Source organism: Rhodoferax sp. ZS1R8 (assembly GCF_056521325.1).
The window spans coordinates 392,866-413,749 of sequence record NZ_JBWMBA010000005.1 but is presented as its reverse complement, the minus strand read 5'-3'; the positions used below and the strand labels follow the sequence as shown (position 1 = coordinate 413,749).

Genomic DNA, 20,884 nt, shown 5'->3' with positions numbered 1-20,884 from the left:
GTCATCACGTCGGCATGGCCCGCACGATCGCAGTCGCCGTGGAGGATGCCACTAAGGCATCGTCCTGGTACAGCTCACCAGCGAGAAAGCAGACATCGCGTCCACGCCGCACCACGCGACTTTTGCCGATGAGCATGCCGACCTTGGCGGGCTTATGAAACGAGATGTTGAGGTTCAGCGTGGGCGCAAATTCGCCCTGTTTCAGCGTGGCAGCCAGGGCGGGCCCCATGGTGTCGTCCAGCATGGGAGCCAGAAACCCGCCCTGGATGTTGCCGGCCGGATTGGTGAACTCGGGCTTGCCCTGCAGCTCGACTTCAATGGTACCGGCCTCGGCATCAATGTGTTTGAAGACGATGCCCAACGTTTCTGCAGCCTGGGGCGCAGGCAGCTCACCAGCCATGATCTTCCAGAAGAATGCTTGCTTATCCATGGTGCGTATCCTGCTTATGACTTGGGCGCCGCATCCCAGTGCTCAGCGATCTTGCCGGCTTCGATGCGGAACATGTCGAACCAGGTGGTCGTGTACTTTTTGGATGCGTCCTTGGGGTCGGTGGCTTCGCGTACGAAGCTCAGTATGACTAGATCGCCCTCGGCGGTGATAGCCACCAGGGGCGCCTTGATCTTGGGCTCAACCGGTTTGGGTTTGACCCATTTGGAGAAGGCCTCCACAAAGCCTGCTCGGCCGGTGGCCACGTTCGGGTTGTGCTGGATGTATCCCTCTGCCAGGTACTTGTCCGCCAATTCCATGTGGCCACCCTCAAAGACTTCGCGCCAGAAGTCATAGACCATGCGCTTGTTGGCCGTGAGGCGCGCATCTGCGGCGGCCAGCAGCTGTTCGTGGTTGGGTTGAGGAACAACCGTGACTTGTGCAACAGCGGCGGTGGACAAGCTGAGGGCCAGGACAAGACCGGCATAGGCGAACAAAGGTTTCATACAACTCCCGGGTGGTGAATGGACAGGGCATCAACTCCAATGGTAGCGGCCCCCCACGGATGCTTGTTGGTACTTGCTATGACTTGTCTTTGTTGTCGTCGTTGTCGGACTTGAAAACCAGCAGGTCGCCCGGCTGGCAGTGCAGGTATTCGCAGATCGCCTGCAGGGTGTCAAAGCGTACGCCTTTGACCTTGCCCTGCTTCAGCATGGACAGGTTGGCTTCGGTGATGCCGATGTATTCGGCCAGGTCTTTGGACTTGGCCTTGCGCTCGGCCAAGATGACGTCGAGTTTGACAATGATGGGCACGATGGGTGGGGCAGTCTGGTCTGGCGTCTAGATGATCTGGGCATTGTCTTCGGCAAGCTCCACCGCGCGTGTCATCGCATGGCCTATCTGCCAGACGATGCCAGAGAACAGCAGCATCAGCAATTGCTGGGAGCCAACGCTGACCGTCAGCACTCGCCCACCCGCAGGTGCATCCAGTGTCAGTAGCAAGACGGTGAGGGTCGGAGCAACGAAACCCGCACAACTGGCAACCAGCAAGCCCGCCGCAAAGCCACGCAAATACCGCACGGTGGACAGGCTAAAAACCTCGCCGCGTACGAAACCACTGAAGCACTGGTGCGCCCGCCACAGCGCATAAGCCACCGCACTGACCGGCAGCAGGCTGGTGCACAACGCAAGCCCGCGCTGCCAGCTTGCAACAGGCAAGCTGTTGGGATCAGCCCCACCGGGCAGCCGAATACCCATCTGCCCCAGCATGTCCGCCGGTGACATCGGCACAACGCCCACTACCGCGGCCAATGGAAGCACTACCGCCAGCCCTAAACAGGCCCAGGCCAAGATGCCACTCAGACGGGTTTGCGTGCCGCGTGTGGCCGTGTTCTGCAATGCGCTCATAGCCCGCCTCCAAAAGAAAAAGCTTTACAAAATTACTGTAAAACAATAATAATTTATTTTATTACATTGATTTTATAGGATTAACAGCATGAAAACACCAGGTTTTGGAACGGCAGTGGCGCGTGCGCTTGGGTGGGTGGGAGCCATTGCAGCAGCGGGGCTGCCGGCTTGTGCCGACACCCATTGGGAGCGGTCGGTCTACCAAGGCGTGCGGTATGGCAGCGAGCAATGCCAGCTCAAGCGCAACCCCACCGAAGCGCCTTGCGCCGAACTGGTGGACTACGACCGCTACGCGCAGGAGCGGATCAAGGCGAGGAATGCTTCGCCCCCGTCCAGGCAGGTGCACGCGATTGAGGAGACGCTGCCATGACGGCGGGCGTGCTGCGCGCCTGTGGGCTACTGCTGGCTTTGGCGGCTGCGGGTTGTGGGGGCACTGGCGGGTCTGCTGCCAACTCTGCCACCGGTACGGCCGGCCCGTCTTGTCAGGCCAACATGCCATTCACTGGCCCGGCCGCGCATGCCGCCTTGCCCGCACTGTTGTTCCCTGCGGCTGCGGGGGTTGGCGCAATCGACATGCCCCTCGACCCCCGGCTTGCCGGCTTGCTGGACCAGCAGGTGGCCGAACTGCTGCGCAAGACCGGTGCGCCAGCCCTGTCGGCTGCGATCACTGTCCCCGGTATGGGGCGCTGGAGCAGCACCCAGGGCTTGGCGAACGCCACGGCTTTGCAAGCCGTTGATGGCGATACAGAGTTCTATTGGGGCAGCGTCGCAAAGGCGGTCACAGCGGTACTCGTCCTGCAGCTGGTGGACGAGGGCAAGCTGCGTCTGGACGACACGCTGTCGCGGTGGTATCCGCAGATACCGATGGCAGAACGCATAACCCTTGACCAACTACTCAACCATAGCAGTGGACTGCAGACTAACGCCAACAGTCTGACCGGGCTTGGGTCTGAGTCGCCGAGCCAGCAGGTGGATATGTTGGCGAGAATGCCGTTGCTGTTTTGCCCTGGCACGAATGCAAGTTACTCCAATGCAGCCTACATGCTATTGGGGCTGGTTGTGGAGACCACGGAGCGCAAACCCTTCTACCAGTCCGTGCAGCAACGCATTGCCCAGCCGTTGGGTTTGCAGCATTTGCGCGCGCTGCGCCCGGGTGAAGATGTGCCGGTTGCGCTGGCTACAGCCCACGAGGGGCGTACGCCCAAAGCTGACCCAGGTGCCTGGACGCGGCTTGGCGCGGGCAATGTAGTTGCAGGGGCTGAGGACATGGTGGTTTTTTGGCAGGCGGTGTTGACGGGCCGCTTGCTGGCACCGGCCACGGCGCGTGCGCAATGGGCGCTGCTATATGTATTGGACGCACCGCCCACTGAGCCAAGCCAGGGAAGGCGCTGGTTTGGCAAAGGAGTGATGCTTTGGGAATGGACCGATGACCTGGGGCGCCAGCGCACTTGGTTGGGCCACGCTGGAAGCATACCAACGGCCAACGCACAGCTGCTGTACGACCCAACCCTCCAAGCCTACACCGCCGTCGCCGTCAACAACGCAGTACCTTCTGCCGCGGTGGCAAACGCCCTGCTCAAAACGGTTTCCGACTGGCAAGCCAAACACTGATGGCTAAAAAAAACCCCCACCGCGTGAGCGATGGGGGTTAAACCTATTGAGGAACCCAACTACTACAAAAGAACCTAGAACTTGTAATTCAAACCAAACAAGTAGGTCGTACCGAACTTCATGTACTCCAGCGGATGGTCTGGTGCGTCGGCGTAGGTGCTGTATGGCGAATCGGTCAGGTTGTTGACCTGCAACACCAGACCCAGGCCCTTCATGCTGCCTTCGTTGAAGGTGTAGCCGACCTGGAAGTCGACGACCTTTTCACCGTTGACCCAGCGCAGGCTGCGGTCTCCTGCGAAGTTGCCGATTTCACCGATGAATTCCGAACGGTTGCGCTGGCTGACACGGGTAGACCAGCCGCCCTTTTCGTAGTACACGGTAAGGTTGGACACGTTCTTGGACAAGCCTGGCAGCGGTGTGTCGGTACCCACTGTGGAGCTGTTGAAGCCATTGGTGGGGACGCGGATGGCGCTGTCGTTGTACGACATGCTGGCCGACAGACCAAAGCCGTCCAACGCCGGTGTCAGCATGCTCAGTGGCAGCGATGCCGACAACTCAACACCGCGCATAGTTCCACCATTGCCGTTGTACGGTGCGGTGTACTGGCCCTGGTTGGTGATGGCGATGCTGCCGGGGCCTATGAAGCGCGAGAAGTCCATCGTACGGCTTTCTTCGTAGATGTAGGTCTTCAGCTCCTTGTAGTAGGCCGCAGCCGCAAAGTAGGCCTTGGTGCCAAAGTACTTCTCGTAAGAAATGTCGAACGCATTGGCGCGCCATGGGTCCAGCTGGGCATTGCCGCCGCTTGCCGATGGGCGGCGTGTTGTCGTGTCCACGTTGAACTCAAACGAGGAGCGCAACTGGTCGATACGGGCACGGGCAATCTGCTGGGCAGCAGCCACACGCACGGTCTGGCCATCAGCCAAGCCGAATGCCAGGTTCATGCTGGGCAGCACGTCGGTGTAGGTCTTGCCATTGCTGACAGGCCTGACCGCACCACCCGATGCGTTGTCCACATACGCCGAGCTGGACGACTGGTCGGTGTTGATGACCTGCACACCCACATTGCCGCGCACACCCACTGAGCCCCACTCGGTATCGATGTCGGCCTTGACAAACGAGGTGGTGACTTTCTCCTTCACGTCCCAGGCGCGGCTGATGGCACCGGGGTTGATCTCGGAGGGATTAAAAGGTTGGAAGTACCGTGCGATGACGCCGGGCACATTCCACGACGGTATGGTGCCGCTGCCCGAGAAGCCCAGGTTGACTGGCGAATACAGCAGATCACTTGCAATGGTGGGTGTGCCATTGGCCTCCAGGGGGCCTTCAGGCTGGCGCTTCTTTTTGTTGCGGTCTGACAGGTTCAGACCTACATCAATGCCGCTGATAAAACCGCCTGACAAGGGGATGGTGCCCACAACTTTGTAGCCTTGCAGTTCGTCCTCGACCTGCGGCTTGCGGCCGTAGCCTTGACCATAGATCGAGTTACCGGTGAACAGTTTGGTGGGGTCACTGTAGTCTTTGGCCCCCGTGATGGTTGGGAAGCCGCCATTGCCCCAGTTCACGTACAGCGTGTCCAACGACGAGCCGTTGGGAGTGGAGGCCAGCTGGGTGTTGTTCTCCAGATAGAGTTCGTTGCGTTTGGCCTTGGAGTAATTTACATCCGCCAGCAGCGACCAGCCATCAAACTTGAACTTGTTGTTCCAGCCTAGAGCGTTAATGCTGTCCTCGCGGCTGTTGTACTGGCCACGCACCAGCGGGTAGACGTTGACCGCATTGGCACCGCCCAACACGCCGTTGCTGATGATGGGTGATGCATAGGTGAATGGGATGTTGGGGTTGGTGCCGTTGTATCCGCTGAGGTTGACCTCGTACTGGTTGTTGGTGTCCGTCTGCTTGAAGGTGGACGCGTACACGTCCAGCACACTGGTCCAGTTCTTGGATGGGCGCACTTCGAGCACGCCCATGAAGCCGTCGCGCTTCATGTTGCCGCTCTTGGCCAAAGACTTGATGCCGTCGTGGATGAAGGTGCCGGCAGGTACGCCAGGGCGTGTGTCTTTTTTCCAGGGCTCGTACAGACCGGTCTGGTTTTCCAGGATGGGGGAGTCCAGGTGGGCAAAGCCCAGCGCAATGCCCACGGTGCGATCTGCGAACTGGTCGATGTAGCTGACGCTGAAGCGGTTGCCGGAGGCCTTGGTGTCGGCGATGGAGCCGATGGAGCGATTTTCGCCACGCAGGTTGATAGAGACCGTACGTTCCTTGAAGTTCAGTGGGCGCACGGTTTGCATGTCCAGCGTGCCGGACAGGCCTTGGCCGACCAGGCCTGCGTCGGGCGTCTTATAGATGGTGACGCCGCTAAGTAGTTCAGAAGGGTACTGGTCGAATTCGGCACTGCGGTTGTCGCCGGTGCTGACCATTTCACGGCCGTTGAGCAGCGTGGTCGCAAAGTCAGGGGACAGACCGCGCACGCTGATGGCTTGTGCACGGCCGGCCACGCGTTGTGCGGCCAGACCGGGCATGCGCGCGATGGACTCGGCGATGCTGACATCGGGCAGCTTGCCAATGTCTTCAGCCGAGATGGCTTCCACGATGGACGTGGAGTTCTTCTTGACGGAGATCGCGTCTTCAATACCTTTGCGGATACCGACCACGGTGACCGTGTTCAGATCGGATGCGGGCGCTGCGGCTTGCGCGAAGGCAGTGGATGACGTCACGATCAGCACGGCACAGCCGGCTGCTACGGGGGCGAGTTTGAAGAGCGCGCTGCGCGACAGGGATCGCGAGGGGCGCTGCTGAACGGATGTACTCATTTTTGGTCTTTCTCCTGGTGCTCGGGGCTGGCGGATCGTTTTTTGGGCGGGTGCTCAAAAAACACGTAAATGGGAGGGCGTTTTCCCAACTCACAGACTAGTTTGTACCAAAACTAGATATTCGCAAACATAGGGGTTAGTACCAGTTTTTCGGTTTGCCAGGACTTCTGGTGGCCAAAAAGCATGATTTTTGCAAAATCACAACAAAAAATTGCACAGTAATTCAGCAAAAGCCATCAGATACCACACTAAGATAGTGAAAAATGTAGCCAAATTACACAATAATTCCTGCCCGTGGGTTGAGAACGCCGGATTTGGTAGTCCAAACGCGTAGTTTTTGTGTAGTCGGTTGCGAAATCTGTCTTTGTATTTGTTGTTTTGATAAATTTCGTGATGGTTTAAGCGTGAAATATCGCGGTACACCCATTGAAAATCAACGTTTTCCCTAAGAATCGCCGTTTGCAGTCTGGTATAAACTGAATGTTGTTTGACTACATATAGGGTGTCCGCTTGGCGACACCAGGAGTACTGCGAATGAATCAGGCTTACCCGAGGTTGTTAGGCGATATTGGTGGCACCAATGCCCGCTGGGCATGGCAGGAGAGTGCCGGCGCCGACCTGCAGGACATTTCCGTGCAACCCTGCGAAGACAGTGGCTCCATCCAGGAATCCGCCGCCAACTACCTGCTGGCCCACGGCCACAAGAACCCGCGCTGGGCCGGTATCGGCATCGCCACCGTCATCACGGGCGACGATGTGCGCCTGACCAATAGCAGCTGGCGTTTTTCCATTGCAGCCTTCCAGAAAGCCATGGGGCTTGAACGCTGCCTGGTAGTCAATGATTTCACAGCGTTGGCGATGAGCTTGCCGGCGCTCAAGCCCACCGACTTGCGCGCGCTGGGCAGAGGCACCGCGGTAGCCGGCTCCACGATTGGGCTGCTGGGCCCCGGTACCGGCCTGGGTGTGTCGGGCCTGGTGCCCGATGCCAATGGCCGTTACAGCGCGTTGGCGGGCGAGGGTGGTCACGTCACGCTGTCGGCCAATGACGATGTCGAATCCACACTGCTGGGCTTGCTGCGCAAACAGTTCGAGCATGTCAGCGCCGAGCGCGTGCTTTCGGGCTCCGGCCTGGTCAATATCTACCAGGCGGTTTGTGCGATGGAAGGCCGTCCTGCCCGGGACTTGGAGCCCGCCGACGTGACCGATGGGGCCGTTGCCGGCACCGATGCGCAGTGCGTGCAGGCTGTGCACTACTTCACACGCTTTCTGGGCAATGTTGCCGGCAACCTGGCGCTGACGCTGGGTTCGCTGGGTGGTGTGTATATTGGCGGCGGCATCGTGCCACGCCTGGGCTCCGCGTTTGATGCCGCCGTGTTTCGCAACAGCTTTGAGAACAAGGGCCGTTATCGGCACTTGTTGTCCACGCTGCCGGTCTGGGTTATCACGGCGTCCACACCGGCATTGGTTGGGGCCAGCTGCGCGCTCGACACGCTACCCTGAGGGATGGAGCCCCCACGCTCCACCGTTTCACGGGTCGCTGCCCCCCCGAGGGGGCTCAGTCGCCTTGGGGCGGCCCGGCGGCGACTAGTGTGTCGCTGACTGGCATCCGTTAAGCTTTCACCCTTGGCAGATGAATTAATGACAAAGGGAAGCCGACATATGTCCGAACCGCGTTTTGACCACCCGCGCCTGATCGCCGATATTGGCGGCACGTTCGCCCGGTTCGCGCTGGAGGTAGCTCCCCATGTGTTCGAGCAGAGTGAGTCCCTGCGCTGCCAGGACTTTACCGACTTCCACGCCGCCGTAACTGCCTACCTGTCGCGGCTGCGGGGCGTAGCGGCAGGGGACATCAAGCATGCGGCCGTGGCCATCGCCAACCCGGTAGCCGGCGACCAGGTCCGCATGACCAACTACCACTGGCAGTTCTCGATCGAGCAGATGCGCGAGCGCTTGCACCTCGACAACTTGGTGGTCGTCAACGACTTTACGGCGCTGGCCATGGCCGTGCCCAGCCTGACACCGCAACAGCGCCGCCAGTTCGGCGGTGGCGCCGCCGTGCCGCGCAGCATGGTGGGCCTGATCGGTGCTGGCACCGGCCTGGGTGTGTCGGGTCTTATCCCGGCAGACGATGGCTGGATCGCACTAGGCACCGAGGGTGGCCACACCAGCTTTTCGCCGCACGACGAGCGCGAGATCGCCATCCTGCAATACGCGTGGCGCACGTATGACCACGTGTCGTTCGAACGCCTGCTGTCGGGCACAGGCATCGAGCTGATCTTCCGGGCCCTGACCCACCGCGCCGGCATGCCCGAGCGCACGCTGGACGCGCCTGAGATCACCCGCCTGGCGCTGGAAGGCCTTGATGCCATTTGCAAGGAAACGATTGACGTGTTCTGCGCGATCCTGGGCACGGCGGCCGCGAATCTTGCCGTCAGCCAGGGGGCTTTCGGTGGTATCTATATTGGTGGTGGCATCGTGCCGCGCCTGGGTCTGTATTTCGACGCGTCGCCGTTCCGCCAGCGCTTTGAAGACAAGGGCCGCTTCACCGACTACATGAAGGGCATCCCCACCTTCGTCATCACCGCGACTGATGCAACGCTGGTCGGTGCTTCGGTCATTCTGGCCTCGCAATTGCGCGAGCTGGATGGCGCCAACGGCTCGGCCATCCTGGGCCAGATCCGCCGCGCGCTGACCAGCCTGTCGCCGGCCGAGCAGCGTGTGGCCCAGCATGTGCTGGCCCAGCCGCGCTCGGTATTGAACGACCCGATTGCAACCATCGCCCGCTCGGCGGATGTCAGCCAGCCCACGGTTATCCGCTTTTGCCGTTCGCTGGGCTGCGAAGGGTTGTCGGATTTCAAGCTGCGCCTGGCCTCGGGCCTGACCGGCACGATTCCCATCACGCACACCCAGGTTACCGGCAGTGATTCGATGCTGGAACTCGGGGCCAAGGTGCTGGGCAATACCGCATCGGCCATTCTGCAAGCGCGCGATCACCTGAACCGCGACAGCATGGACCGCGCCATGCGCATGATCGCCGGCTCCAGCCGCCTGGAAATTTATGCAGTGGGCCACTACGGGGCTGTGGCCAGCGACGCGCAGTTCAAGTTCATGCGGGTCGGCGTGTCCGCCGTTGCGTATACCGACCCGCGGCTGCAGACGCTGTCGGCCAGCCTGTTGCGCAGCGACGACGTGGTGCTGATCATCAGCAGCAGCGGACGCATCCCCGAGCTGCTGGCCGTAGCCGAAACAGCGGCGCAGCGCGGGGCAAAAGTGATTGCCATCACCGAGAGCCAATCGCCACTGGCGCGCAAGGCCGATCTGGCTCTGATAGTCGACCACGTGGAAGACATCGCTACACAGGTGCCAATGATCAGCCGTATCCTGCACCTGTTGATGGTGGACATCCTCGTGGTGGGCGTCACGCTGCACCGCGGCACCCGCGTGCCTGCGATGGGCAGCGACGCCACGGTGGGCCTGGACGAGGTCGCCCCTGGCGGGCTGCCCGCGCCCAGTGCGCGGCGCAAAGGACCAGGCGTCAGTGCGGCGGGACCGCTGGCGCATTTGACGTCGCACAGCCGCTAGGCACGTGCAAGACGGCAGCACGTTCGCGTCGCGCCTCGCTTTTATGGCCCATGGCCTCAAGCCCATTTATAGTCTGGCGTTTCGCCGCCGGCACGTTCGGCTGGCAGCCCGCTTCGGCGCGCTGCCCGGCCGAATGTTACAAGCCTTTTAGGCCGGTAGCCCTCGCCGGACGAGCGTAAGCCGCTACTGATTTAATAGCATTTTTTGAGAGTGAAGATCTACATGCGTCAAATTATTGCCACCCTGCTGATCGCCACCGCGGCGCTGGCAGCCTCTGCCAAGCCAACCGAGGGCGAGCGTTTCAACCAGTGGCTGGACGCCAGCTGGGAAGAGACACTGCAGCGCCAACCGGTCTTGGCCACATCGCTGGGCGACCTACGGTACAACGGTCAACTGGTGGATGAGACCACACCCGCTTGGCGCGCGGAGAACCGGAGCTATCTTCAACGCCAGCTCAAGCAGCTCAAGTCCTTCAAACCCCAGGCGCTGGATGCGCGAGACCGCCTGTCGTACGGCGTGTTGAAACTCCAGCTGGAGGAATCATTGCAAGGCGAACGCTTCCCAGATTGGATGCTGCCCATCAACCAGACCGGTGGCATGTCCAGCTTTCTGGCCCAGCTCGGTTCGGGGCAGTCGTTGCAACCGTTTCGAACGACCAAGGACTATGACGACTGGATGCAGCGCCTGAGCCTGGCTGTGCCCATGCTGGATGGCATGGTGGCGAACATGCGCGTGGGCATTGCCAAAGGCGTCGTGCAGCCGCGCCCCGTCGTCGAGAAGGTTTTGCCCCAGCTTGCCGCGCTGGCCGTGGCAGACCCGGAGCAAAGCATTTTCTGGGGACCGATCAAAAACTTCCCCGATGCCGTTCCAGCAACTGAGCGCACACGCATCACCGCGCAGATGCGCCAGCTGATTGCAGACCAGGTCACACCGGCCTACCTGCGCCTGCACAGCTTCCTGCGCGACAGCTATCTGCCCAAGGCGCGCGCCAGCACCGCCTGGTCGGCGTTGCCCGATGGCAAGGCCTGGTATGCGCACTATGTGCAATCCAGAACAACCACCACGTTGTCGCCCGACGCCATCCACGCGCTGGGCTTGCAAGAGGTGGGCCGCATCCTGGGCGAGATGGAAGCCGTGCGGCGCGAGGTGAAGTTCGACGGTGACCTGAAAGCATTCTTCAAGCATCTGCAGGACGATCCGCGCTACTACTACCAGAAGCCCGAAGAGCTGATGGCCGGTTACCGAACGCTGCAGACGCGCATCAATGGCCTGCTGCCCAAGCTGTTTGACATCGCGCCCAAGGCCGACTACGAGGTGCGCGAGGTCGAGGCCTTCCGCGCGCAGAGCGCTGCTGGCGCCTCTTACCAGTCGCCATCGCCCGACGGCGCACGGCCCGGCGTGTTTTATGTCAACACCTTCAACCTGAAGGCCCAACCCATCTTCGGCATGGAGACGCTGTCGCTGCACGAGGCATCGCCCGGACACCATTTCCAGATCGCTATCGCGCAGGAAGACACTGTGCTGCCCAAGTTCCGCCGCTTTAACACGCACTACGTGGCCTTTGTCGAGGGCTGGGCCCTGTATGCCGAAAGCATTGGCAAGGAGCTGGGCTTGTTCACGGACCCCTACCAGTGGTACGGCCGCCTGTCCGACGAGCAGTTGCGCGCCATGCGGCTGGTGGTCGACACGGGGTTGCACAACAAGGGTTGGAGCCGCCAGCAGGCCATCGACTACATGTTGGCCAACTCGTCGATGGCGGAGAGTGATGTCGTGTCGGAGGTGGAGCGCTACATAGCCAACCCCGGCCAGGCGTTGGGCTACAAAATCGGCCAGCTGGAGATCAGCAAGCTGCGGCGGGAGGCCCAGGCCGCTTTAGGCCCGCGCTTTGACGTGAAGAAATTCCACCGCCTGGTGCTGACATCGGGCCAACTGCCGATGCGGGTGCTGCGTGATACGGTTAATACCTGGGTGCAGTCCGAAAAAGCCCGCAGCACCCAGTAAAAGCGATCAAAGCAGGTCTTCGTCCGCAGCCAGTAAAGTGGCTGCGGCCCCCAGCGTACCGATGAGGGTCTGCCAGTCGTAGCCGATGTGGGACTCCATGTATTCAAAGAACGATGACGTGGGGTCATTCAGCAGCACGGCCACTGCGTAGCCATCGGCGTTGCCGCCCAGCTTTAGCATGGCGTCGTACTTGGTGCCGGTTGCCAGCGCATCGTTGGCAATGACAGGGGCTGGATCAAAGAAAACGCTGGGTAGCTCGGCACGTAGGCCGCTGGTGAAGTCGTCTGCAAAGGCCGTCTTGATGTTCAGCAGGCCCCGAATTTCGGAGTAATGGCCGTACAGCTGGATCTGGAAAAACTCGTTCACCGGCGGAACGGCATCACGTGCCAGCGCCCGGTCAAACGCGGCGTCCACCTCCAGCCTGTCCCCCTTCTTGAGCCGTATGCGAACCAGCACCGCTTCGGTGATGCCAGGGAAGCCCTGGGCCTGGAAATGGCGCACGATGCGCTCGGCGGCGGTGTCAGCGGGCAGGCTGGTCGAAATGGTCATGGAGTGGGAGCTTTCTAGAAGCGTTCAGTGTATCCAGATTCAGTCGCAAACTCGCCACAGAACTGCCGTGCTGCGAGGCATCTTTCGGGTGTAAAAGGCTTATGCTTGGCAGCCACGCCATGCAGCTTCCTCCCTTCGTCTCGTCCCTGTTCAGCCAACTCCAGCATCTGTCGGTTTACTTGGCGCACCCACTGGCCCAGCTGGTCCTGTTTATGGCCGCTTCGGCGCTGATGATCTGGCGCCTGCAGGCCATTGAGGGCAAGGGTTTTGAGGGCACCGTGCTGGGCACGCTGATCATGCCGTACTGCTCCGGCTTTGCGAACCTGGTGTTCGCCTTTGTGATGAGCCGCGAAGGTGGCAAAGGCGGCACCGTGATGGAAAACTGCATTGTCAACAACGTCACCAACCTGACGCTGATTCTGGGCCTGTCCACGCTGTGCTTTGGCGCCGTTGCGTCCGGCAGTAGCGGCAAGGGTGGCGTGGCTAAAGTCAAGGTGCCCGACCAGGTGCAGCGTCTGAACCGGCTGGACCTGCTTTTCACGCTGGTGGCGCTGTTCATGTTCACCGGCACGCTGTGGGCTTTGGCGAAAGACGGTGTGCTGGATTTTTATGATGGCGTGGTGCTGGTGGCGCTGTTTTTGTTCTGGCAGGCGTTGCACGTGTTCGAGATCCTGAAGACCAACGTGCGCAAGAGCCGCAGTTTCCAGTGGTCCATCTTGTTCGACCTGGTGCTGATCGGCATCAGTGCGTACGGCGTCTACAAAAGCGTGGACTATCTGGTGGACTGGGTGTCGCACGTTAAGAGCCCCTACATCGGCGCAAAAGATTTGGGCTGGCTCAGCGGCGCGCTGATGGTGCTGCCCAATGCCTTCATCGCGCTGTACTACGGCTTTGCAGGTCGGCAGGATATTGTGGTCAGCTCCCAGGTGGGCGACGGCCACATCTGCATACCCATGTGCATCGGCCTGTTCGCGCTGTTTGACACGATCAAGATCCCGGGCTTCTTCCAGATCGGCATCTACACCATCGCCGGTGCGGCGGCGCTGCACTTTTTGTTCATCTTGCTGATGGGGCGCCTGCCGCGCTTGCTGGGTGTGGTGCTGGTGGGGGCTTATGGGGCGTTCATCTACGCGGGTGTGGTGCAGCAGTAGGTTTTGCAGTTTGGCGGATAGGCAGGTTTTTTTGGCAGTTGCAAGGTAGCCGGATGAGGGTGCGATTTTTACACTGCCAGGCCATCCAACACTTCAACGAAAGCGCTCGAACATGACACCAACCGACACACACCACCCGCTGGACAAGCCGCAGGCACAGGTGATGCTCACCGGAAACTCCTTGTATCTGGATACGGGCAAAGACCAGAACGCCGTGCTGTTCTATGGAGCCGAAGGAACGGTGCAGGTACTGCACCCGTCTGGCGTCCGCGACAGCGGGCACTGGACGCTACTGGACGACGGCAGCTATTGCATTGATTGGGTCAATGGCCCCAAAAACAGTACGTCGCGCCTGCACTGGCAGGCGGGCGACATCCGCATCTGTGACCTTGCCGACACGCCGCGTGGACGGGTCGTCAAGATCGTGCCAGGCCGGGTGCCAGAATTTGCCTGATGCCATCAGACTACGCCGCCATCGCATGGGCCTTCAGCCGACATTTTCCGCAAGCGTTTGACGCCGGGGAAAAGTCTTTTCCGCACCACTATCTGCTGTATGCGTCCAGCGGATGCTTCCACCTGGAGCTGGCCGGTCGCAGCTGGCTGCTGCCGACACACCGCGCGGCGCTGATACGCCAGGGCATACCGGTGCGCATCTGGACACAGGGCCCGGTAACGTCCGCGTCGGTACTGTTTGTGCCATCGCACGGGCCGGTGTTGGACTTTGATTGCCGGGTCTTCTCGGTGTCGGAGCTGGCGCGCCACATGCTGAGCCACTGCATGTGCTGGGACACCGAAGCTGCGGCCGCCCACCCTGCCGCGGCCCGAATGTTTGGGGCGCTGGCAGATGTGTGCCTTGCGCTCAGCGAACAGCCTGACCAGTTCTGGCTGCCGCGTGCTATGTCCAAGGAATTGCAGCGCGCCACGCAGTTCACGCTGCAGCACCTGGGTGCACCGTTGGCGTTGGGCCAGGTGGCCGGTGCAGCCTGCGTGTCCGAGCGCACGCTGACGCGTCGCTTTGCCGACGAGATGGGGATGCCGTGGAGGGACTATCTGCGCCGTGCACGCCTGATCGCCGCCATGCAAGGTCTGACGGCATCGAACGCAGCCATTGCCCAGGTCGCTTTTGCCTGTGGTTACGAGAGCCTGGGTGCATTCAACACCGCGTTCCGCGCTTTTACCGGTGATACGCCATCTGGCTACCGTAGACGCCTGCGCGAGGGGTTATCCTCTAGCCTCGCAGACACTGCACACACTACCACTACGGAACACCATCACCCATGAGCGCACTGGTTATCAAGGCCTGGAAGGCCGAAAGCAAGCCGATTGACGAAAAGAACAACTACGTGAGCATCACTGGCCGTGAGAGTGGCCTCATCGCGTGGATCTTGTCGCTGCTGGGCGTGGACCCCGTCACCACAATTCGGGTGGGCATGGACCGCGTGGAGTTTTCCAGTTCGTCGCTGGCGGGTACCCAGTCGCGTCTTATCCCGTTACAGAGCATCTGCTCCACGTACTACGGTTATCACAAGCCATGGAAGGCTGCAGTCGGCATCGTATTCTTCTTTCTTTTCTTCGGCTCTTCGTTTGCATCTGCCGCGATGCAAGACGGCTCCCGCAGTGGTGGTGCATCCATCTTGCTCGGCGCCGGTGCGGCAGGCTTTGTCATTGCGCTGATTTATTACTTCTTGAACCGCACGTTGACGCTGGGTTTTGTCGAGGTAAGTGGCTTTGTGGGCGGTATCAAATTCAAGCGCTCGGTGATCGAAAACGTGGATATCAACGAGGCTCAAGCCAAGGCTGTGTGCACCATTATTCAGCGTTTGATCGAAGCCAAGGAACGGCGCGCGCTGCAAGCCCCAAGGGAGTAGCGCTAGCGCCCAGCGCCCGTAGCGCCCGGGTTTTGCTACGGCGCGTACTTTGCGAGAAATCCGCGCAAATCGCGAAAGTGGGGCAGACGCTCGGTCAGCGTGTCGTGGTCCCAGTCCCACCAGCCGGTAGCCTCCAAGGCCTGTGCAATGTCGCGGGGAAAGCGTTGGCGGATGGGCTTGGCCGCGACGCCACCCACAATCGTATAAGGCGGCACATCCTTGGTGACCACGGCGTTGCTGCCCACCACCGCACCATTTCCAATGCGCACCCCTGGCATGATGACGACCCCGTGACCTATCCACGTGTCGTGCCCAATGCTCACACGCTGGCGCCGCCGCCAGGCAAAGAGGTCGGCATCGTCTTCTACTGCCATGCCGTACATTGTGGGGCGGTAGGTGAAATGGTGCAGCGTGGCGTAGTCCATGGGGTGGAAACCTGGATTGATACGCACCATGGCGGCGATGTTGGCGAACTTGCCGACGTCCACTGATCCCAGATCGCAGTCCTGCTGCAGGTACGAGTAGTCATCCAACACCACGTCGTCCATGCGGCAGCGCGCGCCGACCTGTGTGTAGCGGCCGAACTTGCAGTTGCGGATGCTGGCACTGTCGTCAATGCTGGGCGTCAGGCCCAGGGCCACTGGTCCGGGCACGTTGAATGCAGCTATGGGGATGTGGTCAGCGTCCGAAGCTTCAGTCGGTGTTTTCATTCAGTACGCACGCTTTCCGGCCAGCCAGGTCTCCAGCACCATGGGCATGCCCGCCCGGTTCATGCGCACGCGCAGTATGTCGGCGCGAAAGCCCGCTGCTATTTCTCCCCGGTCCAGCATGCCAATGGCACGGGCCGGATTGCGCGTCACCGTGCGCACGGCCTTGGGCAGTGACCAGCATTCGAGCTGCCCCAGCATGAAGGTGGACATCAACAGGCTGCTGGGCACATAGTCCGACGAAAAAATATCCAGCAGATCGAGTTGCGCCAACTCAGCCGCAGAGACATTGCCGGAGTGGGAACCGCCTTTGACCATATTGGGCCCGCCCATGATGATGGCCATGCTGGCCTGGCGTGCGGCCTGTGCGGAGGCAACCGTGGTGGGAAACTCCGACATGCCCACACCTTCGGTGACCGCCAGTTCCACGTCACTCAGCAGCGTGTCATCGTGGCTGGCCAGTGGCACAGCACGCTCTTTGCTGGCCTTCACGATCAGTTGCCGGTGTGGCAGGGCATAGGCCTGCTGGTCCACCTTGCGTTGGGTGATCATGGCGTCGAACTCAGAGTCGTTGTAGCGGCCATTGCGCTCGGTATAGCGGCGGTAGCTTTTGAGGTCGCGCCACTGGCGCTGGCCCGGCGTGTGGTCCATGACACTGACCAGGCGTAAGAGCGGGTCGTCGATGTACTGGTTGAATGACTCCAGAATGTCTGGGGCCGAAACTTCGCAGCGCAGATGCAGCCAGTGGTCCACCCGCATAAGACCCTCGTCACGGCATTGGTGCAGGGCGGCGATGGATGTGTGCTGGGTTTGCGTGCGGGGGCCACCCTCGTCCAGGTCACCCACTACCACTGAGTCCAACACCGTGGTGATGCCTGCAGCGGCGCATTGTGCGTCGTGGACGGTCATTGCGGAGTGGGCGTTCCACAGCACACCGGGGCGGGGCGACAGATGTTTTTCCAGATTGTCGGTGTGCAGCTCGACCAGGCCGGGTATCAGCCAGTCGCCTTCCCAGTCCTGGGCGCCTGGCACCGATGTGTCCCCACGGTCGACGGCGCGTATGCTGCCGTCTTCGATGTGCACGCAGCCGGTGAATTCTTCGTCAGCGGTCACAACGCGGGCGTTGCGGATGATTTGTTGTGTCATAGATAAAAGTCCTGTGGATTCAATGGAGGTTTCGGTGCTGCTCGACATCGAAAGTTCGTGTGGCCACGGCCTCACGCACTTCGTCGTCGTGAAAAATGCCGACGATGGCGCTGCCCTGGGCGCGTGCCGCGTGGATCAGTTCGACCACTACCCTGCGGTTGTCGGCATCCAGCGATGCCGTGGGCTCGTCCAGCAGCAACAGCGGTGGGTTGGTGATCATTCCGTGGGCGATGTTGACGCGCTGCTGCTCACCGCCTGAAAACGTGGCCGGCGGCAGATGCCACAAGGGCTCTTGCAGGTTCAGGCGTTGCAGCCATTGCGCCGCTTGCGCGCGGGCGTCTTCGGCGCTGACACCCAAGCGGCGCAACGGGTCGGCCACGATGTCCAGCGTGGACACGCGTGGAATGACGCGCAGGAATTGCGACACATAACCCATGGTCCGACAGCGCACGTCAAACACATCTCTGGGCAGGGCCGTCGTCATGCTGAGCCACTCGCCATGGTGGTGGATGCGCACCTCGCCACTGCTGGCGCCGTAGTTGCCATACAGGCAACGCAGCAGCGAGCTTTTGCCGCTTCCGGAATGTCCCGTTAGCGCCAGGCATTCGCCAGGCATGACACGCAGGTCTATGCCCGCAAACACCGGCAGCTGCAAGCCACCGCGTCCGTGCAGCGTAAAGGTTTTGGACAACGCGTGGGTCTCTAGGATGGCGTTCATAGGTGTTCTTTGGGATGCTTGGCTCTATGCTGTTGCAGGGTGGGTCAGGGCGTCAACACGGACGACACCAACAGTTGCGTGTACGGGTGTTGGGGGTCGTCCAGTACGCGGTCGGTCAGGCCTTGCTCCACCACCACGCCGTCTTTCATGACCAGCATGCGTTGGGCCAGCAGCCGCGCCACCGCCAGGTCGTGCGTGACGACGACGGCCGCGAGCTGTAACTCGTCCACCAGCTCGCGCAGCAAGTCCAGCAGCTTGGCCTGCACCGACACATCCAGGCCGGTCGTGGGCTCGTCCATGAAGACCAGGCGCGGGTGTGTCACCAGATTGCGGGCGATCTGCAGGCGCTGCTGCATGCCACCCGAATAGGTGGCGGGCAGGTCATCCACGCGGCCGGTGTCCAGCTCTACACGCTGCATCCAGGCGGTTGCCTGGTTGCGCAATTGCCCGTAGTGGCGGGAGCCCTGGGCCATCAGGCGTTCCCCGACATTGGCGCCACCGGAGACGTTCATGCGCAAGCCGTCGCGGGCGTGCTGCTCGACAAAGCCCCAATCGGTGCGGGCCAGCCAGCGCAGGCGCGCTTCGGACAGCGTGGCTAGATCCATCAATGTGGAAGCCTGGTTGGCCAACTCGGCTCGCACGTCGTAGTGCACGGAGCCTTCGTCGCATGCGTGGCGTGCGGCCAGCAGGCGCAAGAGGGTACTCTTACCGGATCCCGACTCGCCAACCACGGCCAACACCTCGCCGGGGTACAAATCAAAACTCACGCCCCGGCACGCCCACCGCGGCTGGCCCTGGTGCACAAAGGCCTTGCCCGCACCGCGGACCGACAGCAGAACCGGGGCCTTCATGCAGCCTCCTGTGTCAACGCAACCGGTGCAGTGTGCGATGCCGATGGTGCTGGGACGGCGTTCAGCGTGTCACGCAGCGTCACGGCCTGCTGGCCGCCGACATGGCCGGCGTCGCGTCGCTCCCCGCAATAGTCGCTGTCGGAGCACACAAACAAGCGGCTGCCCTGGTCGTCCACAATCATTTCATCCAGATAACTCTCGCTTGCACCGCACAGCGCACAGTTGTGCTCCCAGCGTTGGACTTCGAATGGGTGGTCTTCGAAGTCCAGACTGCGCACCGCGGTGTACGGTGGGATGGCATACAGGCGCTTTTCTCGCCCCGCACCGAAGAGCTGCAGGGCCGGGTTCATGTGCATCTTGGGGTTGTCAAACTTGGGGATGGGGGAGGGCGACATCAGGTAGCGGTCGTTCACCATCACCGGGTAGTCATAGGCCCGGGCAACAGCGCCCAGTTGCGCTATGTCTTCGTACAGGCGCACATGCATCAGGCCGTATTCCTGCAGGGCGTGCATCTTGATGGTTTCGCGGCGGCTGGGTTCCAGCCTGGACATGGGCTCGGGCATGGGCACCTGGTAGACCAGTACCTGCTGCTCGGTGAGCGGCGTCTCGGGTATGCGGTGGCGTGTCTGGATCAGCGTGGCTTCGCGTGTCTTCTCAGTCGTGGCAACACCAGTGGTGCGGGCAAAGAAGCGGCGGATGTTGACCGCATTGGTCGTGTCGTCCGCACCCTGGTCTATGACCTTGAGCACATCGCTCTTGCCAATCACACTGGCGGTGACCTGCACACCGCCCGTACCCCAGCCGTAGGCAAAGGGCATCTCGCGCGAGCCAAAAGGCACCTGGTAGCCCGGTACCGCCACCGCTTTGAGCAGGGCACGGCGTATGCGCTTTTTAGTGCGTTCGTCCAGAAAGGCAAAGTTGTAATGGGTGTCCATCATGCGGCCTCCGGGGTAGGGTGTGCGGCCAGTGCATGGTTGGCGCGCAGCTTGCGTACCAATTCCAGTTCGGCCTGGAAGTCAACGTAGTGCGGCAGCTTCAGGTGCTGCACAAAGCCCGATGCCTCGACGTTGTCGGCGTGTGACAGCACAAACTCCTCGTCTTGCGCAGGGGCGGTACGCGCCTCGCCCAGTTCGTCGGCGCGCAGGCTGCGGTCCACCAGGGCCATGGCCATGGCTTTGCGCTCGGCACCGCCAAAGGCCAGGCCGTAGCCCTGTGTGAACTGCGGCGGTATGTCGCGGCTGCCGCTGAACTGGTTAACCATCTGGCATTCGGTGATGTCGATGTCACCAATATCAATTGCAAAACCCAATTCATCGGGTTGCATTTCCACCTGCACCGCGCCACGCCGAATCTCCCCGGCAAAAGGGTGCGAGTTGGCGTAACCGCGCTGGGTGGAGTAGCCCATGGCCAGTAACCAGCCTTCATCTCCACGGGCCAGCGCCTGCAGGCGCAGCGCGCGGTCGGCCGGGAACATCAGCGGTTCGCGCGTCAGGTCGCCCGGGGCTGCGGCGTCGTCGGGCTGTGGGGTTTCCAGCAGGCCTTCGCGGGCCAGCAAATCGTTGATGCGTGGCACAGTTGCGGGGTGCACGGCATTGCCGTCCCGGGTGGATGGCGCTGCTCCTTCTGTGCTTTGCGGCGCATCGCCCGTTCCCTCGGCCAGCAACGCAAAGTCCAGCAAGCGCTGGGTGTAGTCGTAGGTCGCGCCCAGCAATTGGCCACCCGGCACTTCCTTGAACGTGGCCGAGATGCGGCGCGACAGCGCGATACGCGCGGTGTCCAGAGGCAAGGCGTATCCGAGACGGGGCAGTGTGGTGCGGTAGGCGCGCAACAAGAAGATGGCTTCTATCAAATCGCCTGAGGCCTGTTTGATGGCCAGCGCGGCCAACTCGGGGTCGTACAACGAGCCTTCGCCCATGACGCGGTCTACGGCCAGCGTGAGTTGCGCTTGGATCTGCGTCACCGACAGTTCGGCGATTTCGGTATCGCCCCGGCGCTGGGCATCCAGCAGGCGCCACGAGCTTTCTATGGCTGCGGCGCCGCCTTTGACTGCTACATACAT

21 protein-coding genes are annotated in these 20,884 nt (G+C 61.3%); 9 read left to right on the top strand and 12 right to left on the bottom strand.

From position 1 onward, the window contains the following. Window positions 1-4: 4 nt before the first annotated feature. The 4 genes from AC097P_RS19175 to AC097P_RS19160 form a co-directional block, all read right to left on the bottom strand. Window positions 5-430, bottom strand: a complete 426-nt coding sequence (locus AC097P_RS19175) for a PaaI family thioesterase (RefSeq protein WP_479612022.1) — start codon at window positions 428-430, stop codon at window positions 5-7. A 14-nt stretch (window positions 431-444) separates the two neighbouring features. Beyond that, a complete protein-coding gene (locus tag AC097P_RS19170; RefSeq protein ID WP_479612021.1) occupies window positions 445-933 on the bottom strand; it encodes a nuclear transport factor 2 family protein in 489 nt (162 codons plus the stop codon). A 76-nt stretch (window positions 934-1,009) separates the two neighbouring features. Continuing rightward, window positions 1,010-1,240, bottom strand: a complete 231-nt coding sequence (locus AC097P_RS19165; protein ID WP_479612020.1) for a helix-turn-helix domain-containing protein — start codon at window positions 1,238-1,240, stop codon at window positions 1,010-1,012. A gap of 27 nt (window positions 1,241-1,267) precedes the next feature. Continuing rightward, a complete protein-coding gene (locus AC097P_RS19160; RefSeq protein ID WP_479612019.1) occupies window positions 1,268-1,834 on the bottom strand; it encodes a hypothetical protein in 567 nt (188 codons plus the stop codon). A gap of 88 nt (window positions 1,835-1,922) precedes the next feature. On the opposite strand from AC097P_RS19160, the gene AC097P_RS19155 reads away from it, so the two are divergent. Together AC097P_RS19155 and AC097P_RS19150 are read left to right on the top strand one after the other, a co-directional pair. Beyond that, window positions 1,923-2,204, top strand: a complete 282-nt coding sequence (locus AC097P_RS19155; RefSeq protein WP_479612018.1) for a hypothetical protein — start codon at window positions 1,923-1,925, stop codon at window positions 2,202-2,204. Further along, window positions 2,201-3,445, top strand: coding sequence for a serine hydrolase domain-containing protein (locus AC097P_RS19150; protein WP_479612017.1), 1,245 nt, complete (start codon window positions 2,201-2,203; stop codon window positions 3,443-3,445). The genes AC097P_RS19155 and AC097P_RS19150 overlap by 4 nt, the downstream gene beginning before the upstream one ends. Window positions 3,446-3,519: 74 nt before the next feature. Here the strand turns inward: AC097P_RS19150 and AC097P_RS19145 are convergent, their stop codons facing one another. Then, the gene (locus AC097P_RS19145) at window positions 3,520-6,252 is read right to left on the bottom strand and encodes a TonB-dependent receptor (protein WP_479612016.1); all 2,733 of its coding nucleotides are present in this window, start codon (window positions 6,250-6,252) and stop codon (window positions 3,520-3,522) included. 534 nt (window positions 6,253-6,786) lie between these two features. On the opposite strand from AC097P_RS19145, the gene glk reads away from it, so the two are divergent. The 3 genes from glk to AC097P_RS19130 all read left to right on the top strand — a co-directional run bounded on the left by glk (window position 6,787) and on the right by AC097P_RS19130 (window position 11,835). Next, window positions 6,787-7,752, top strand: coding sequence for a glucokinase (glk, locus tag AC097P_RS19140; RefSeq protein WP_479612015.1), 966 nt, complete (start codon window positions 6,787-6,789; stop codon window positions 7,750-7,752). Window positions 7,753-7,911: 159 nt separating this feature from the next. After that, a complete protein-coding gene (locus tag AC097P_RS19135) occupies window positions 7,912-9,834 on the top strand; it encodes a glucokinase (protein ID WP_479612014.1) in 1,923 nt (640 codons plus the stop codon). A 222-nt stretch (window positions 9,835-10,056) separates the two neighbouring features. Continuing rightward, on the top strand, window positions 10,057-11,835 hold the full coding sequence (locus tag AC097P_RS19130) for a DUF885 domain-containing protein (protein ID WP_479612013.1): 1,779 nt from the start codon (window positions 10,057-10,059) through the stop codon (window positions 11,833-11,835). A 6-nt stretch (window positions 11,836-11,841) separates the two neighbouring features. Here the strand turns inward: AC097P_RS19130 and AC097P_RS19125 are convergent, their stop codons facing one another. After that, on the bottom strand, window positions 11,842-12,384 hold the full coding sequence (locus AC097P_RS19125) for a hypothetical protein (protein ID WP_479612012.1): 543 nt from the start codon (window positions 12,382-12,384) through the stop codon (window positions 11,842-11,844). 119 nt (window positions 12,385-12,503) lie between these two features. On the opposite strand from AC097P_RS19125, the gene AC097P_RS19120 reads away from it, so the two are divergent. The 4 genes from AC097P_RS19120 (at window position 12,504) to AC097P_RS19105 (ending at window position 15,403) form a co-directional block, all read left to right on the top strand. Further along, the gene (locus AC097P_RS19120) at window positions 12,504-13,535 is read left to right on the top strand and encodes a hypothetical protein (protein WP_479612011.1); all 1,032 of its coding nucleotides are present in this window, start codon (window positions 12,504-12,506) and stop codon (window positions 13,533-13,535) included. 112 nt (window positions 13,536-13,647) lie between these two features. Continuing rightward, entirely contained in the window at window positions 13,648-13,989 is a 342-nt protein-coding gene (locus tag AC097P_RS19115; RefSeq protein WP_479612010.1) for a hypothetical protein, read from the top strand. Continuing rightward, complete coding sequence (locus tag AC097P_RS19110) at window positions 13,989-14,816, top strand: helix-turn-helix domain-containing protein (protein WP_479612009.1); 828 nt, start codon at window positions 13,989-13,991, stop codon at window positions 14,814-14,816. The genes AC097P_RS19115 and AC097P_RS19110 overlap by 1 nt, the downstream gene beginning before the upstream one ends. Then, window positions 14,813-15,403, top strand: coding sequence for a hypothetical protein (locus AC097P_RS19105; RefSeq protein ID WP_479612008.1), 591 nt, complete (start codon window positions 14,813-14,815; stop codon window positions 15,401-15,403). The genes AC097P_RS19110 and AC097P_RS19105 overlap by 4 nt, the downstream gene beginning before the upstream one ends. Window positions 15,404-15,438: 35 nt before the next feature. Here the strand turns inward: AC097P_RS19105 and AC097P_RS19100 are convergent, their stop codons facing one another. From AC097P_RS19100 to AC097P_RS19075, 6 genes are read right to left on the bottom strand one after another with little or no spacing between them, the layout of a single operon-like run. Continuing rightward, the gene (locus tag AC097P_RS19100) at window positions 15,439-16,113 is read right to left on the bottom strand and encodes a DapH/DapD/GlmU-related protein (protein WP_479612007.1); all 675 of its coding nucleotides are present in this window, start codon (window positions 16,111-16,113) and stop codon (window positions 15,439-15,441) included. Continuing rightward, window positions 16,114-17,256, bottom strand: a complete 1,143-nt coding sequence (locus AC097P_RS19095; RefSeq protein WP_479612006.1) for an alpha-D-ribose 1-methylphosphonate 5-triphosphate diphosphatase — start codon at window positions 17,254-17,256, stop codon at window positions 16,114-16,116. It lies immediately after the preceding gene. A gap of 19 nt (window positions 17,257-17,275) precedes the next feature. After that, a complete protein-coding gene (gene phnL / locus AC097P_RS19090) occupies window positions 17,276-17,974 on the bottom strand; it encodes a phosphonate C-P lyase system protein PhnL (protein ID WP_479612005.1) in 699 nt (232 codons plus the stop codon). 44 nt (window positions 17,975-18,018) lie between these two features. Beyond that, the gene (gene phnK / locus AC097P_RS19085; protein WP_479612004.1) at window positions 18,019-18,825 is read right to left on the bottom strand and encodes a phosphonate C-P lyase system protein PhnK; all 807 of its coding nucleotides are present in this window, start codon (window positions 18,823-18,825) and stop codon (window positions 18,019-18,021) included. Beyond that, on the bottom strand, window positions 18,822-19,763 hold the full coding sequence (locus tag AC097P_RS19080) for an alpha-D-ribose 1-methylphosphonate 5-phosphate C-P-lyase PhnJ (RefSeq protein ID WP_479612003.1): 942 nt from the start codon (window positions 19,761-19,763) through the stop codon (window positions 18,822-18,824). Before AC097P_RS19080 ends, phnK begins: the two co-directional genes overlap by 4 nt. Beyond that, entirely contained in the window at window positions 19,760-20,884 is a 1,125-nt protein-coding gene (locus tag AC097P_RS19075) for a carbon-phosphorus lyase complex subunit (RefSeq protein ID WP_479612002.1), read from the bottom strand. The genes AC097P_RS19080 and AC097P_RS19075 overlap by 4 nt, the downstream gene beginning before the upstream one ends.

Bases quoted from the DNA above. Each gene is read 5' to 3' on its own strand.
- AC097P_RS19175 (WP_479612022.1), bottom strand. From the start codon at position 430: ATGGATAAGCAAGCATTCTTCTGGAAGATCATGGCTGGTGAGCTGCCT.
- AC097P_RS19170 (WP_479612021.1), bottom strand. From the start codon at position 933: ATGAAACCTTTGTTCGCCTATGCCGGTCTTGTCCTGGCCCTCAGCTTG.
- AC097P_RS19160 (WP_479612019.1), bottom strand. From the start codon at position 1,834: ATGAGCGCATTGCAGAACACGGCCACACGCGGCACGCAAACCCGTCTG.
- AC097P_RS19155 (WP_479612018.1), top strand. From the start codon at position 1,923: ATGAAAACACCAGGTTTTGGAACGGCAGTGGCGCGTGCGCTTGGGTGG.
- AC097P_RS19150 (WP_479612017.1), top strand. From the start codon at position 2,201: ATGACGGCGGGCGTGCTGCGCGCCTGTGGGCTACTGCTGGCTTTGGCG.
- AC097P_RS19145 (WP_479612016.1), bottom strand. From the start codon at position 6,252: ATGAGTACATCCGTTCAGCAGCGCCCCTCGCGATCCCTGTCGCGCAGC.
- glk (WP_479612015.1), top strand. From the start codon at position 6,787: ATGAATCAGGCTTACCCGAGGTTGTTAGGCGATATTGGTGGCACCAAT.
- AC097P_RS19135 (WP_479612014.1), top strand. From the start codon at position 7,912: ATGTCCGAACCGCGTTTTGACCACCCGCGCCTGATCGCCGATATTGGC.
- AC097P_RS19130 (WP_479612013.1), top strand. From the start codon at position 10,057: ATGCGTCAAATTATTGCCACCCTGCTGATCGCCACCGCGGCGCTGGCA.
- AC097P_RS19125 (WP_479612012.1), bottom strand. From the start codon at position 12,384: ATGACCATTTCGACCAGCCTGCCCGCTGACACCGCCGCCGAGCGCATC.
- AC097P_RS19120 (WP_479612011.1), top strand. From the start codon at position 12,504: ATGCAGCTTCCTCCCTTCGTCTCGTCCCTGTTCAGCCAACTCCAGCAT.
- AC097P_RS19115 (WP_479612010.1), top strand. From the start codon at position 13,648: ATGACACCAACCGACACACACCACCCGCTGGACAAGCCGCAGGCACAG.
- AC097P_RS19110 (WP_479612009.1), top strand. From the start codon at position 13,989: ATGCCATCAGACTACGCCGCCATCGCATGGGCCTTCAGCCGACATTTT.
- AC097P_RS19105 (WP_479612008.1), top strand. From the start codon at position 14,813: ATGAGCGCACTGGTTATCAAGGCCTGGAAGGCCGAAAGCAAGCCGATT.
- AC097P_RS19100 (WP_479612007.1), bottom strand. From the start codon at position 16,113: ATGAAAACACCGACTGAAGCTTCGGACGCTGACCACATCCCCATAGCT.
- AC097P_RS19095 (WP_479612006.1), bottom strand. From the start codon at position 17,256: ATGACACAACAAATCATCCGCAACGCCCGCGTTGTGACCGCTGACGAA.
- phnL (WP_479612005.1), bottom strand. From the start codon at position 17,974: ATGAACGCCATCCTAGAGACCCACGCGTTGTCCAAAACCTTTACGCTG.
- phnK (WP_479612004.1), bottom strand. From the start codon at position 18,825: ATGAAGGCCCCGGTTCTGCTGTCGGTCCGCGGTGCGGGCAAGGCCTTT.
- AC097P_RS19080 (WP_479612003.1), bottom strand. From the start codon at position 19,763: ATGATGGACACCCATTACAACTTTGCCTTTCTGGACGAACGCACTAAA.
- AC097P_RS19075 (WP_479612002.1), bottom strand. From the start codon at position 20,884: ATGTATGTAGCAGTCAAAGGCGGCGCCGCAGCCATAGAAAGCTCGTGG.